The 13,434-nt window shown below is 64.9% G+C and carries 10 protein-coding genes; 6 read left to right on the forward strand and 4 right to left on the reverse strand.

Annotated elements, in window-relative coordinates; genetic code table 11:
- Positions 1 to 8 precede the first annotated feature (8 nt).
- The 4 genes from H1B27_RS32485 (at position 9) to H1B27_RS32500 (ending at position 4,447) form a co-directional block, all read left to right on the forward strand.
- Complete coding sequence (locus H1B27_RS32485; RefSeq protein ID WP_061877159.1) at positions 9 to 1,832, forward strand: ABC transporter permease; 1,824 nt, start codon at positions 9 to 11, stop codon at positions 1,830 to 1,832.
- Positions 1,832 to 2,680 carry an ABC transporter ATP-binding protein gene (locus H1B27_RS32490; protein WP_197968860.1) on the forward strand — a complete coding sequence of 283 codons (849 nt, stop codon included), beginning with the start codon at positions 1,832 to 1,834 and terminating at the stop codon, positions 2,678 to 2,680. Before H1B27_RS32485 ends, H1B27_RS32490 begins: the two co-directional genes overlap by 1 nt.
- Positions 2,677 to 3,417, forward strand: a complete 741-nt coding sequence (locus tag H1B27_RS32495; protein ID WP_061877157.1) for an ABC transporter ATP-binding protein — start codon at positions 2,677 to 2,679, stop codon at positions 3,415 to 3,417. The genes H1B27_RS32490 and H1B27_RS32495 overlap by 4 nt, the downstream gene beginning before the upstream one ends.
- Before the next feature lie 130 nt (positions 3,418 to 3,547).
- Positions 3,548 to 4,447: a HoxN/HupN/NixA family nickel/cobalt transporter gene (locus tag H1B27_RS32500; RefSeq protein WP_197968861.1), complete on the forward strand. Its 900-nt coding sequence runs from the start codon at positions 3,548 to 3,550 to the stop codon at positions 4,445 to 4,447.
- Between the two features lie 10 nt (positions 4,448 to 4,457).
- Here H1B27_RS32500 and H1B27_RS32505 read toward each other — a convergent pair whose 3' ends face one another.
- The 3 genes from H1B27_RS32505 to H1B27_RS32515 form a co-directional block, all read right to left on the reverse strand.
- Positions 4,458 to 5,972: a helicase HerA domain-containing protein gene (locus tag H1B27_RS32505; RefSeq protein WP_197968862.1), complete on the reverse strand. Its 1,515-nt coding sequence runs from the start codon at positions 5,970 to 5,972 to the stop codon at positions 4,458 to 4,460.
- Between the two features lie 105 nt (positions 5,973 to 6,077).
- On the reverse strand, positions 6,078 to 6,896 hold the full coding sequence (locus tag H1B27_RS32510; RefSeq protein WP_197968863.1) for a CxxCxxCC domain-containing protein: 819 nt from the start codon (positions 6,894 to 6,896) through the stop codon (positions 6,078 to 6,080).
- Positions 6,897 to 7,375: 479 nt separating this feature from the next.
- Positions 7,376 to 8,440, reverse strand: coding sequence for a ketopantoate reductase family protein (locus H1B27_RS32515; protein WP_061877153.1), 1,065 nt, complete (start codon positions 8,438 to 8,440; stop codon positions 7,376 to 7,378).
- Positions 8,441 to 9,077: 637 nt separating this feature from the next.
- On the opposite strand from H1B27_RS32515, the gene H1B27_RS32520 reads away from it, so the two are divergent.
- Positions 9,078 to 10,160 (forward strand): alpha/beta hydrolase family protein, encoded by a 1,083-nt coding sequence (locus H1B27_RS32520; protein WP_061877152.1) that lies wholly within the window; start codon positions 9,078 to 9,080, stop codon positions 10,158 to 10,160.
- Positions 10,161 to 10,240: 80 nt separating this feature from the next.
- Here the strand turns inward: H1B27_RS32520 and H1B27_RS32525 are convergent, their stop codons facing one another.
- A complete protein-coding gene (locus tag H1B27_RS32525; RefSeq protein ID WP_061877151.1) occupies positions 10,241 to 10,720 on the reverse strand; it encodes a MarR family winged helix-turn-helix transcriptional regulator in 480 nt (159 codons plus the stop codon).
- Positions 10,721 to 11,254: 534 nt separating this feature from the next.
- Between H1B27_RS32525 and H1B27_RS32530 the strand changes: the two genes are divergently transcribed.
- A complete protein-coding gene (locus H1B27_RS32530) occupies positions 11,255 to 12,796 on the forward strand; it encodes a porin (RefSeq protein ID WP_061877150.1) in 1,542 nt (513 codons plus the stop codon).
- Positions 12,797 to 13,434 lie beyond the last annotated feature (638 nt).

Consider the following 13,434-nt stretch of genomic DNA (forward strand, 5'->3'; position numbering starts at 1 on the left):
AACGCTGCGTGTCTTCCTGGCTCGACTACACGATCAACGGGCTGATCGTCGGCAATGTCTACGCCCTCGTTGCGGTCGGGCTCGCGCTGATCTTCGGCGTCAGCCGGCTGATCAACTTCGCGCAAGGATCGATCTATCTGGTCGGCGCCTATATCGGCTGGGTCGCGGTGGTGCGGCTGCACACGCCGCTGCCGCTGACCATCATCGTGGTGGCGGCGGCCGCCGCAATGGTCGGCTTGATCATCGAGCGGTTCGGCCTGCGTCCGCTTCAGAACTCGGTGCGCATCGCGCCGCTGCTCGCGACCATCGGCATCAGCTTCGTGCTCGATCAATTGGTGATGCTGACCTTCTCGCCCAATCCGCGCGCGCTGCCGAGCCAGCTGCCGGACGTTCGCTTCCAGCTCGGTGGCGGCACCATCGGACCGCTTGACCTCCTGATCGCCGGCGTCGGGCTCACCAGCGCGCTGCTGCTGTTCGTGTTCCTGCGCTACACCAAGCTCGGCTGGGCGGTGCGCGCTACCGCGCAGGATCGCGACGCCGCCATGCAGATGGGCGTCGACGTCAATCGCGTCAATCAGGCAGTGTTCGGCATCGCGGCCGCGCTCGGCGGCGTCTCCGGCATGCTGGTCGGCATGTACTACAACCAGATCGACACCGCGATGAGCCTGCAGGCGACCCTCAAAGGCGTCGTCGCGGAAGTGGTCGGCGGCGCCGGCAACGTGCCGGGCGCGGTGATCGGCAGCCTGCTGCTCGGACTGGTGGAGAGCTACGGTGTCGCCGTGTTCGGCACCAGCTATCGCAATCTGTTCGCGTTCCTGCTGCTGGTCGTGGTGCTCGTGCTGCGCCCGAGCGGTCTGTTCGCAAGCGCGCGGCAGGCTCCGCCCGAGCCGCTCACTGGCACCTTCATCGCGCCGAGCCGTCCGGTCCGCATCCCGCGCTGGGCCCTGTTGGTCGCGGCTGCCGCCTTCGCAGTGCTGCCGTTCTTCCCGGTGTCCTCCTACGTGCTCCAGACCCTGATCAACGCCTGGCTGCTCGGCATGCTCGCGCTCAGCCTGACTCTGGTTGCGGGCACGATGGGCCAGGTCTCGCTCGGTCACGCCGCGTTGCTCGCGATCGGCGCCTACACCTCCGCGCTGCTGTCGCTGACGCTGGCCGTTCCGGTCGGCCTTGCCGTCATCGGCGGCGGCCTGATGAGTGCTGCGCTCGGCACGCTGTTGATCTCGCCGTCGTTCCGCCTGCGCGGGCACTATGTGTCGATTGCGACACTCGCCATCGGCGAAATCGTCTCGCTGGTGATCCTGAATTGGGAGAGCGTCACCCGCGGTCCGATCGGCATTTCAGGCATCCCGCCGTTGTCGCTGTTCGGCTATGACCTGATCAGCCCGTTCTCGGTCTACTGGTTCAGCTTCGCGGTGATGCTCGTGCTGGCGCTGCTGCAGGGACGGCTGCTCGGTTCGCATCTCGGCCGCAGCTTTCGCGCCATCCGCGACGATGACATCGCCGCACGTGCCTACGGCCTCAGCCTGAACCGCTACAAGTCGCTGGCCTTCATCTTCGGCGGTTTCGCCGCCGGCGTCAGCGGCGGCATCGCCGCGCATCTGTACTCCTACATCAACCACGAGACCTTCAACACGCAGCAATCCATCCTGGCGCTGACGGTCGTCATCCTCGGCGGTCTCGGCAACGTCGTCGGCGCGATCGTCGGATCGGTCGCACTGGTCGGCCTGCCCGAACTCTTCCGCATCGCGGCCGAGTACCGCATCCTGATCTATGGCATCGTGCTGCTGCTGCTGGTGCGGTTCAGGCCGCAGGGCCTGTTGGGGACGATCTGATGGCGGAGCAGCACGCGCCCATGTTGTCCCTGCGCGGCCTGACGCGCCGCTTCGGTGGCCTCACCGCGGTCGATGCGATCGATCTCGACCTCGGTAAGGGCGAGCTCGTCAGCATCATCGGCCCGAACGGCGCCGGCAAGACGACACTGTTCAATCTCGTGACCGGGCTCGACCGGCCCGACGATGGCGCCGTACGCTTCGAAGGCCAGGACATCACCGGTCTCTCGCCGGAACGGCTCGCGGCCGAAGGCATCGCCCGCACCTTCCAGCTCGGGCGCGTGTTCGGCAATCTCAGCGTCATGGACAACGTTCTGATCGGCGCGCATACGCGACTGCGTGCCGTGAAGCCGACGGTGCCGGTGATCGGCCCGCTGCTGGAGTTGGGCCTTGCACTGCTGCGACCCGCCAGCGTCAGGGCCGAAGAGGAGCGGCTGCGCGAGGAGGTGAAGGCCATTCTCGCCCGCTTTGGCGAGCGGCTGCTGCCGCGGATCGACCAGCCCGCCTATAGCCTGTCCTACGCCAACCGCCGCCGTGTCGAGATCGCGCGTGCGCTCGCCTTGAGGCCGCGCCTCTTGCTGCTCGACGAGCCCACCGCCGGCATGAACCCGACCGAGACCGCGGAGATGCAGGGCCTCGTCGCCGAATTGAAAGCCGAAGGGCTGACCATCCTGCTGATCGAGCACAAGCTGGAGATGGTGATGCGCCTGTCCGATCGCGTCATCGTCATGGACGAGGGCAAGAAGATCGCGGAAGGGCCGGGCGAAGAGGTGCGTGGTGATCCCAAGGTGATCGAGGCCTATCTCGGTCACGGGCTATCAGGCACGACGGAGCAGGAGAGTGCGGCATGACGAATCCTTCGCCCGAACCGCTGCTGTCCCTCTTCAACGTCAACACCTTCTACGGCCAGGCCCAGGTGCATTTCGACCTGTCGATCACGGTCGCGCGCGGCCACATCGTCTGCCTGCTCGGCGGCAATGCCAGCGGCAAGTCGACGACGATGAAGATCATTCTCGGTCTGGTCAAACCGCGCTCGGGCGAGGTGACGTTCGATGGCGCTTCGCTGATCGGGCTCACCACGCCGCAGATCGTCCGCCGCGGCATCGCCTCGGTGCCGGAGGCGCGGCGGCTGTTTGCGGACATGAGCGTGCGCGAGAACATCCTGATGGGCGCCTTCGTGCGCAACGACCGTGAGGCGGTGGCGCTGGATCTCGACCGGATGCTGACGCTGTTCCCGAAGCTCGGCCAGCGGCTGTCGCAGCGCGCCGGCTCCTTGTCCGGCGGCGAGCAGCAGATGGTGGCGATGGCGCGCGCGCTGATGAGCCGGCCGCGCATGATCGTGATGGACGAGCCGACCATGGGCCTGTCGCCGCTCTACGTCGACCGCGTGCTGGAACTGATCCGCAGCATCAACCAGGCGGGCGTCTCGGTGTTCATGGTCGAGCAGAACGCCAGCCTCGCGCTCGAGATCGCACATGAAGCCTATGTGCTGCAGACCGGCAGGATCGTGCTGTCAGGTCCGGCGCGGGCGCTGAAGGATGATCCGCGCGTGCGCGATGCCTATCTCGGCGGCTCCGAGGCAGCGTAGCAATTCAGGTGCGATGACGCGCCCGCAGGCGGGACAACGCGGCATGACGAACCCTCTCCGGGACTAGCCAGTGTGACCAATCTGTGAAAATATCATACCGTTGGCGCGACGGGGTGTGCGGCGGGACGGAATGAACTTCGTGACGAAATTGGTGCGGGCGGCCGAGCCCGGAACGGTGGTGCTGCTCGGCGGGCTCGTCGCCGCCAACGTCGCCGCATGGGCCTGGGCCGTCTCGCTGTTCGGCGACCGGCCGACGGTGATGGCAACGGCGCTGCTGGCCTGGGTCTTCGGCCTCCGCCACGCCGTCGATGCCGATTCGGTGTCGGCGCTGTTCCTGCTGGTGATCGCGGCCATCAATCTCGCCATCTTCGCCGGCCTGTGGCGGACGTTTCGCATGGCGCGAGAGCAGGGCGTTCACGATGCCGCAGGCCTCGATGCGCTTCTCGCCCGTCGCGGCGTCCTGGCGCGGCTGCTCGGGCCGCTGTTCCGTCTGGTGACGAAACCGTGGCACATGTATCCGCTCGGGTTCCTATTCGGCCTCGGCTTCGACACCGCCACCGAGATCGGCCTGCTCAGCATCTCCGCAAGCGAAGCCGCCCGCGGCGCCTCGCTCGCCGATGTCCTGGTCTTCCCGGCGCTGTTCGCCGCCGGTATGGCGCTGGTCGACACTGCCGATTCGGCGCTGATGGTCAGCGCCTATCGCTGGGCCTTCGTCGATCCCCTGCGCAAGCTCTGGTACAATCTCACGATCACCGGCGCCTCGGTCGCGGTCGCCCTGTTCATCGGCGGCATCGAAGCGCTCGGCCTGATCAGCGATCGGCTCGGCCTCTCCGGCGGCATGTGGACGCTGGTCGATGGCCTGAACGAGTCGCTGGCGAATGTCGGCTTCGCCGTGATCGCGCTGTTCGCGATCGCATGGCTCGCCTCGATCGTGCTCTATCGCCGCATGTTCTCGGATGACGGGCGAGGTTCGGCGGACGCGGTAGAAGGCTTCGATGCGACCGAGGCCGTCGTGGTGAGACGTCCCTGATTCTACCGGTTCAGAGCGAAGCCGCGCTCTGGACTTGTTCCACCGGCAAGTCATCGGCGTTGGGATCACCAGGCGCCGTCGCCCAGGCGAGTTCCACCAGGGTAACAATCCGGCGCCCGCCGCCGTCGAGCTGGCAGACGATCAGGCCCTGCTCCTCCATGTAGCCGAGCAGCCGCTGCGCGCGGCGCAGCGAATGCGAGCCGTAGGCGCGGGCGATCGCAGCATCGCCGGGACAAGGCCAGCCTTCCTTGGCCGCGCGCGCGATCATCATGAACACGCCCTGCATGTCGTCGGGCAGGATCGAGGCGCGCAGCGTGACGTCCTGCCAGGCGTCGTCTTCAGTGAGATCGGTCCCGAGCCCGGCGCGCGCATGGGTCAGCATGCGGCGGAATTCGTTGAGATCAGGCACCGCCGCGCCGAGGCCCTCGATGCGACAGCGGACCACGAACTCCTGATAGAGCACGCCGATGGCGCGGAAGCCGGCATCGGGCTCCGCCAGCACGGCGCGCAAGGTGCGGGCGACACGTTCGCGCCGCTCGGCGAGTTCTTCTGCGCTGACCGGCACCTCGGCCACCTCGGGCCGGATCTCCGGCGCGGCGGCCGCCTTCGCTGCGCGAAGCTGCTCCAGCAGATCCGGCGCAGGCCGGCGCTGCGGCCGGCTGGCATCGGGCGGTGGTGCCGCCAGGATCACGGCGCGCGCATCCTCCAGGGTTGCCTCCGGCAGCGGCATCAGCCGCGGCGTCGAATTGCGCGGGCTTGTATCGGTCGGGCCGATGTTCAGGCGCAGCGGACGGCGCGACAGCGCAGGTCCCAGCGCCATGAACTGTCCGCGCTCGAGATCGCGAAAGGCTTCGGCCTGCCGCCGCTCCATGCCGAGCAGATCGGCGGCGCGCGCCATGTCGATGTCGAGGAAGGTCCGGCCCATCAGGAAGTTGGAGGCTTCCGCCGCGACGTTCTTGGCGAGCTTCGCCAGCCGCTGGGTCGCGATGATGCCGGCGAGCCCGCGCTTGCGGCCGCGGCACATCAGATTGGTCATGGCGCCGAGCGACAGTTTTCGCGCCTCGTCGGAGACTTCGCCGGCAACGGCCGGCGCGAACAGCTGCGCCTCGTCCACCACGACCAGCATCGGATACCAATGGTCGCGGTCGACGTCGAACAGGCCGCCGAGGAAGGCCGCGGCTCGCCGCATCTGGTTCTCGGCGTCGAGCCCTTCGAGATTGAGCACGGTGGAGACGCGGTGCAGCCGGGCACGCTCGCCCGCGACCTGAAGGCCGCGCTCGGTATGGTCCTCGGCCTCGATCACGAGATGGCCGAAGCGCTCGGCCAGCGTCACGAAGTCGCCCTCGGGATCGATGATGGCCTGCTGCACCCAGGGCGCGCTCTGCTCCAGGAGCCGCCGCAGCAGGTGAGATTTGCCGGAGCCCGAATTGCCCTGCACCAGGAGGCGGGTCGCCAGCAGTTCCTCGAGGTCCATGGCGGCCGCGGCGCCTGCCGTGGTCTGTCCCATCTCGATCGCAACCGTCATGTCCCCGACTCAAGTCCCCATCATTCGCGGACAGGGGCTTATCAATCCCGTCGCGGCGCGTCGAGCGGCGCGGGGCGAATCATGTCGCGTTGCCAACGACGGGGTTCAGGCGTGCCCTGACAACCGTAGAAGCGCAGGCCGATAGGGGGCTTGCGGATCATCGTCCTCGGTCTCGGGGATCGCGCAGGAGCCGAATTCCTGCCTGATCCGCTCGATCTCGGCGATTCGCTCGTGCAGCCGCTGCAAATGCTCCGGCGATGTCGCCTTCCAGAATCGGAATGTGTCGGCCGTGAGCGGCAGGAAGGCGGTGCCGAACGGCGTCGGATCGGGAACGATGGTGCGTCCAAGCAGCAGGAATCGCTCGGTGGCGGAGACGACGAGGGTGGCATAGCCGCGGTTTCCGATCCGCCTGATGCCGTTCAGCGACCATTCGGCGAGCTTGCTGAAATATGGCTCCCCGCGCCAGCGATCCGGGCAGTCGTCGTCGACGGTGACATTGACGGCGTCCTGGCTGAAATGCACGACGAGGCCGGCCGTCTCGGGAAACCAGTCGTCGTCGAGATGGCCTTGCAGCCAGGCGCACGCGAATGAGCGGCACATTTGCGGGCGGCGGTCATAGATCGTGCACCCCGTGCCTGTCTGCCAATGCCGGCACAGCTGGTTCACCGGCTTGTCGACCGCGGCCACTTCGAGGATATCGCAGCAGGCGTTGCACGATCCGCATTGCCGGGCCGGCCGGGTCGTCTTCGGCAGGCCGGTCGCGCGAAAGCCTTGTCCGTCGCGGACCAGCAGCTTCTGCTTCTCCAGCGCATTCAACGCACGTTCGATCTTGAGACGGGATAGTCCGGTGGCGTCGATCACGCCCTTCATCGTCGTCGCGCCCGCCTCCACTGCGCGGACGACGCTCAGCATCGCCTGATCCATTCTTGTTGTTCTTGTCTGGCTATCTCAGCAGTGCATAGCAATCGCGCCGGAACAAACGGACCGGCTAACAGGTTGCGAAAACCTGACTTAGAAACGTATCTTGCTCATCTCCCCATGGCAGGACAAGACGCCGTGGCCGTCCTGCGCGCATGCAACGTCTGCGCGAATGAAGGACCTGCACGTGCGGGAGCTGATTTCGCGTCCAATCGGCTCGCTTTGCCCGCGAAGTGCCGGGATCTGACGACCGGCATGCGGCCGTCTCACGCAGTCGTGATATCAGCCGCCCGCGCGCGGGGGCGCGACCCGATCGCGTAGCCATGAGGTGCAACGACTATCGTTGAATTTGCGCAACACCGGGAACAGTGCCGGGCCGAAGCTGGACTGAGCGGCGATGCAAAGAGGCGATCCCACACTCGGCGCGGTCGCGCTGGTCGGCGTGACCGGCCTGATCTGGCTTAAATCGTTCCTGATCGGGCGCGTTATTGCGCGCCCGATCCACCCTGCACGATCTTCTCGTTCAGCTTCTGGTCCACGGTGTCGACGGTGCGGTCGATCTCGGCGTTCGGGACGCCGAGCTGATGCGAGATCAGTTTCACCAGGAGATCGACGCGCTCGATGAAGGGCGCGCCGCTCGCGACCGCGCGCGCGGCCGAGGACGGCTTGAGCAGGCTTTCGGCTGCCTTGGCGTATTTCGCGAACGGCACCTGGTCCTGCGGGTCGGCGCCGAGCCGGCGGGCGATCGCGTCGACATGGTCGTAGATCGTCTGCGAGCGCTTGAGATCGCCGTGCACGGCGTCGCGGATCGACTGCGGCTCGCTGGGCGTGATGCAGCGGTAATTGCCGGTCAGCAGCATCGACCATTTCGCTAGCGGCACGAATAATGAGTCGAACACTTTCAGCTTCACCGGCACGTCGTGGCCGTCGAGCGTCACGGCGTCGATGTCGGCTTCGAGCTCGCGCAGCAGCTTGTTGTGCGTCTCGTCGGCGAAAACCGACGCCTTGAAGTTGGTGGGCAGGCCGACATGCAGCACGTTGGCGGCTTCTTCCGGCGGACGGAACGCCTGCGGATCGGGCGAGCACAGCGTCACCAGCCCCGGCTCGAACCGCTCCCACACCTGCGCATTGGTGTAGGCCTCCTCGAGATTCATGCCGGCGAGTGCCGGAATTCGCTTCAGATAGGGCAGCGGCGGCATGTTCATGATCGACAGGCACGGCAGTTTCGCCGCGGCGATCTTGACCATGAGAACGCGCACCGTGTGGTTGGTGTATTGTGGCTCCTGCATCGCAAGGCCGACCAGATCGTAACGGGAGAGGTCGACATTGGCCGGCGTGACGGCATCGAGCTTGCCGGGCAGGTCGCGCGAGAAGATCGCCCGGTGGACCGCCTCGTCGCGCAACTTGATGCGCACCTCGGTACCATCCCGGTTGATCAGCTCCGCGGTCTTGGCGCGGCAGACCAGGGTTACGTTATGCCCTGCCATCAGCAGCTTCGTGCCCAGCAGGGAGCCGTAAGAAGCCCCCAGAATCAATATGTTGCGCGCCATGCTCCGTCCCTTTGAATGTGTGCAATTTTCAGCCCTGCCCTTTCTCCGCGGGCGAGTTGACGGCATGTAAGGCGAACTGCGGGAAGTTGGCAACTGGGATAATGCATACAAGGAGACGCCACTGCCCCCGGAGCTGAGGCTCGGACCTTGTTCTTTCAAGGCGATTGAGCTTCCCGGATTGGGTTGGCGTTTCGGCTATTCCACTCCTCGCGGGCGCGACCGTCGTCGTCACGTGTCCTTCGCGAAAGACTGTCACAATGGTTGATCTTGGCGTCTTCCTGCGGGCTTGGCACACGATGGTAGTGCGCTGCACCCTTCACCACATCGTGCTTTCACAATCGAAGCTTACACAGGCATGACTCTTGTGTCGGCACGCGTGGTTTTGACTCGCCGATCGCAACAAGAAACGACAAAGCCCGCCGCGTAGCCTTGCGGTTGCGCGGCGCTAGACTGTGTATCAGCGACGGAGCTGGGGACGTGACGATTGGGGTGAGCCGGCCGGGACTTTGTGCCCAAGCCCGCTTGTTTGGAATGCTTACCGTTTCGCGCAGGTGCTTTGCCGCACGCCGCGCAGAGGGCGACGCTGGCGAGTTTGGATGCAGGTCCGCGCAATCGTTGGCGGCGTTCGGGGGCTGACATGGATGGTGAAACTTCGCCTCACCGTTCGTGCGACGGCGCCGGACGAAATCTGGCTCACTTGCGGGATCGAGCCTCCCAGTTTTTCGAACGCCTGTCCGTCATGGAGCTTGCGCACGAGTCGCGCCGGCATCTGTGGATTTCGGACTGGCTGAGGGTCGCCGACGATTACCGGACATTGGCCGAATCTGCGCGCGAAACGCGTTCGGCTCAGATTGCCGGGGAAGCGTGGCTGTGCTCGCTGACGGCCCTCGAAGTCGTCAGAAGTCTGAGTAGTCCGGGAGATGTCGAGAGTGCCGACCTCGCAGACGAGGTCGGCACCGGCCTGAGAGGCCTCGAGACAGAGGCGGGTCTGCCGATTGAGCGCGTCAAGATCGACTGCTTCGATCAAGGCGCCCTGGCTGGCTTCTTCCTGCCCGCGCTTCGTCGCGGCTCTGCCGCGCCGGCGGTGATCTGCGTCAGCGACGACGATGCCACCTTGGGCTCGATGATGAGCAGGCTGTTGCCCGCCTCGCTCTGCGGGACCATGTCGCTGCTGCTCGTCGATTCCGGCAATTCGACCGTTCATCGCTCCTTCAAGCCGGAGCACAGGCTACAGTTCTGGTTGGACTACCTGGAAGCCCGCCCCGACGTCGACCCGCGGCGGATCGGTATCTACGGCGAAGGGGCGGGCGCCGCTCATGCCTCCCGCCTTGCGTTCTCGGATCGCAGGATCGCGGCCGCCGTGTGCGACGGCGGGCTTGTGAGGCCGGTCATGTGTCAGGCGTCACTTCGCTGGATGACCGGCTTCGGGCAGGCCGTCCCTGACGAGGTCTCGAGAGAGGCAATGCTGCCGCCGCGCCGAGTCCCGTGCCCGCTGCTCATGGTCGTCGGGAGTCGCTCCATGGTATGGGAGCAGGATGCTCTCGAGCTGCAAGCCGACTACCGGCGGATTGGAGCCGATTGCTCGGTCGTCGTGCCCAACAACGTCCCGCACCCCCTCGGTGAGGTCGAGAATTTTGTCGCCGTTGACGACTTCATTGTCGAGTGGCTCGACAGCAAGCTTGGAACTGCCCGCAAGCTCGACCCGGTGACCCACCTCTAACCTGGGTCCGGCGCATTGCAGGACCCCGCGGCGCGACGACAGCAGCGTCCAGCTCGCATTCTGGGCTCGGCATCGGCCGATCAGGACGCGTCGATAGCCAGCAATCGCGCAGCCAGCCGGGCGTTCTTGGCGATCATTGCGAGCGAAGCGTTCAATTCAGCCAGGGTCTTTTCGTCCAGATCGTTGAACATCGTCGAATTCAGGGCGAGCTTTCGCTTCGATAATTTCTCGATCTCGGTCGTCGCCTTCGCCGTGAGCGACATCAGGACGAAGCGGGCATCGTCCGCCGCCGGTCGTCGTGACAGAAAGCCGCCTTTTTCGAGGGTCTTGGTCTGGTTGGTCACGAAAGCCGGGTGGACCCGCAGCTTGTTGGCGATGTCGATTCCGGCGACGCCGCGCCCCTCGTCCAGTTCGGTGATCGCCATCAGGATCAGCCATTGCGGCTGGGTAATGCCCAGCAGTCCGGCCCAGCTGGTGTGAATGTTCTCCAGCTGCGAGTGAATTTCGACGACGTTCCAGACGAAGTCCATGATCGCCCTGTCGAGTTTCTTCTCGATCATCCAGCTGCCCCATTCTGCTCTGATCGTTCTTCTTGTTGTGCCCTGGAGCAGTGTTTTAGCCGGATATTGCGGAGCCGTCTCGGACTTCGCGTAAAGATGGAACGGTAGACACCGCATCGCAAAAACCAAACCCGACGCATCGATGCTTGCAAAAAACAATTAATTGGATTACGTCTCCTCACACTCAGAATTTGCTGCTCTTGACCGTTGCGACAGGCAGCGATGTGAGACCTCCAAGAAAGCCCCCGGGATGCCCCCTGGGGGCTTTTTCCTTTGTTTCAAGCTATTTATTGGATGTGTTGGGGGCGCCTGTTGCGCTCGGGCAACACCCCCCATCGAAGTTTCAATTCACTGGATCAACAAATTGAGGCAATGAATTTTATAAACTATACGTGAGGTACGACGGAGGGGGGGCACCTCGCTGTCGTTTCAGTCCGGACCTTCAGTGCGGATCTGAATTGAACGGAAATTAAAGAGGGTTAAGCGGCCTCCGCCGAGGAGCCGAGCCCCCTGAACCGACGTGGAGGTTTACCAATGAAGTTGACGAAGACGCTCTTTCTCGGCTCGGCAGCCAGCCTGATGGCTGCCTCCGGTGCGTTCGCAGCCGATCTTCCCGTGAAGGCCAAGGCCGTCGAATACGTGAAGATCTGCTCGCTGTACGGCGCCGGCTTCTACTACATCCCGGGCACCGACACCTGCATCAAGCTGGGTGGTTATCTGCGCGCTGAAGTCGCGTTCAACACCAACAGCAACTACGGCATCTCGAACGGCGCTCCCGCCGGTGCGCACAACCGTCTGAGCAACTACTACTCGATGCGCGCTCGTCAGGATCTCAACATCGACACGCGCACCGCGACCGAATACGGCGTCGTCCGCACCTACTTCGACGCGGTCTTCACCTGGACGACCGGTGGCTACGTCGGCACCGGCTCCGGTACGGGCACGACTGGTTACACGGCCACGACGGCTGGTACCACCACCATCAACTCGACCGACGGCGGCACCTCGGGTGGTTCGCTCGGCGTGTACTACGCCTTCATCCAGTTCGCCGGCTTCACCATGGGTAAGGCCGTGTCGCAGTTCGACGCGCCCTGGACCAACTATCCCGGCAACAACATCGACAGCCTCGTCGGCGGCAGCGGCACGGTCACTGGTGTCAACCAGTTCACCTACACCGCTGACTTCGGTCAGGGCATCACGGCGGCCTTCTCGGCCGAAGATGCGACGGCCTACTACCAGGCCGGCAACCTCAACTTGAACGGCGCGACTGCCGCTGGCATGGTTGGCGGTTCGTATGGCTCGAATGCCATCGGCGGCTCGCGTTCGCCGAACCTCGTCGGTATGGTCCGTGTCGACCAGGCTTGGGGTCTGTTCCAGGCGTCGGTTGCCGCGCATGACAACCACGTCGCCTATTACGGCGCGACCGAGACCTCTGGCCACCCCGACGACAAGTGGGGTTGGGCGGTTCAGCTCGCTCTGTCGATCAAGAACATCCCGACCGGCGCGGGTGACACGATCAACATCCAGGGCGTCTACACCGACGGTGCGACCCGCTATAACTTCCAGAACCTGGCGGGCAGCTCCTACCAGATGTACGGCAGCTCGGGCAATGCGTACCAGAGCGTTGGCTTCGCCAATGCTCCGGACACCGTGTTCGTGACCGGCGGCTCGCAGGAGACCGTCAAGACCTGGGGCTTCCGTGGTGCTTACACCCACAACTGGGATCCCTACTGGAACACCGCGCTCTACGGTGCTTACGCTCAGGCCCAGTTCGGCACGCTCGCCAAGACCACGCTCTGCGGCGCCAACGGTGCAGGCGGCGTGTTCGGCGGTCTCGCCGGTGTCACGGGTTGTAACCCTGACTTCGCCATCGGCCAGATCGGTATCATCACCCGCTGGACCCCGGTCAAGAACCTCACCTTCTCGGGCGACTTCAACTGGACCCGTCTCGACCAGAAGTACTCGGGCACTGCCGTGCTCAGCCCGGCTGCCAACACGGCCAAGCCGACTGCTGTGTACGAGCTGAAGGACCAGGACAGCTTCACGCTGCTGCTCCGCGCCCAGCGCAACTGGTAAGATCTGTCGAAGCATTTCGACGAGCACCCGGCGGGAAACCGCCGGGTGCTTTTTTGTTGTGTGGTTCGCGCCATGCAATTGGATCGTTTGTCCGATCGCGCGCTGCGAACATCCGGGCGTCCGCGCCTGAGGCGCGATTGTCGGATGACGTTGCGCGCGACCCCGGGGGCGGCCTGGGCAATCGCATATGGTGCGCACGGTGCAGCGGCATCGGCACTAGGCTCCCTCCCCCGCTTGCGGGGGACGGTTGGGGAGAGGGTGTCTCCGCGCTGGGACTATTGAGATTAACTGAGGACATCCCTGCGTGGCGAGAGCCCTCACCCGCCGCGCTCTGCGAGCGCGTCGGCCTCTCCCGCAAGCGGGAGAGGCGGAGCAAGCCAGCGGACAATCCCCGTGAAATCCATATGCGATTGCCCTGCGGGGGCGGGGGGCTTTGCGGGCATTGCTGTGTCGCCCTCTGTCAACCCACTATCGCGAAAATATTCCGCTTTACCGAAATTCGGATTTAGCGTATGTGTCGCCCATCCCGGCTCATTCTTGAGGGGCGATCATGAGGTCGTCATTGTCGCGAGCCGGGCTTGCGGTGGACGCGGCAGCGTCGTGCACGAAAGGTGAAGGGTAGGGCGGATTGCTCTCCG

The organism is Bradyrhizobium diversitatis, assembly GCF_016031635.1.
Lineage (GTDB): Bacteria > Pseudomonadota > Alphaproteobacteria > Rhizobiales > Xanthobacteraceae > Bradyrhizobium > Bradyrhizobium diversitatis.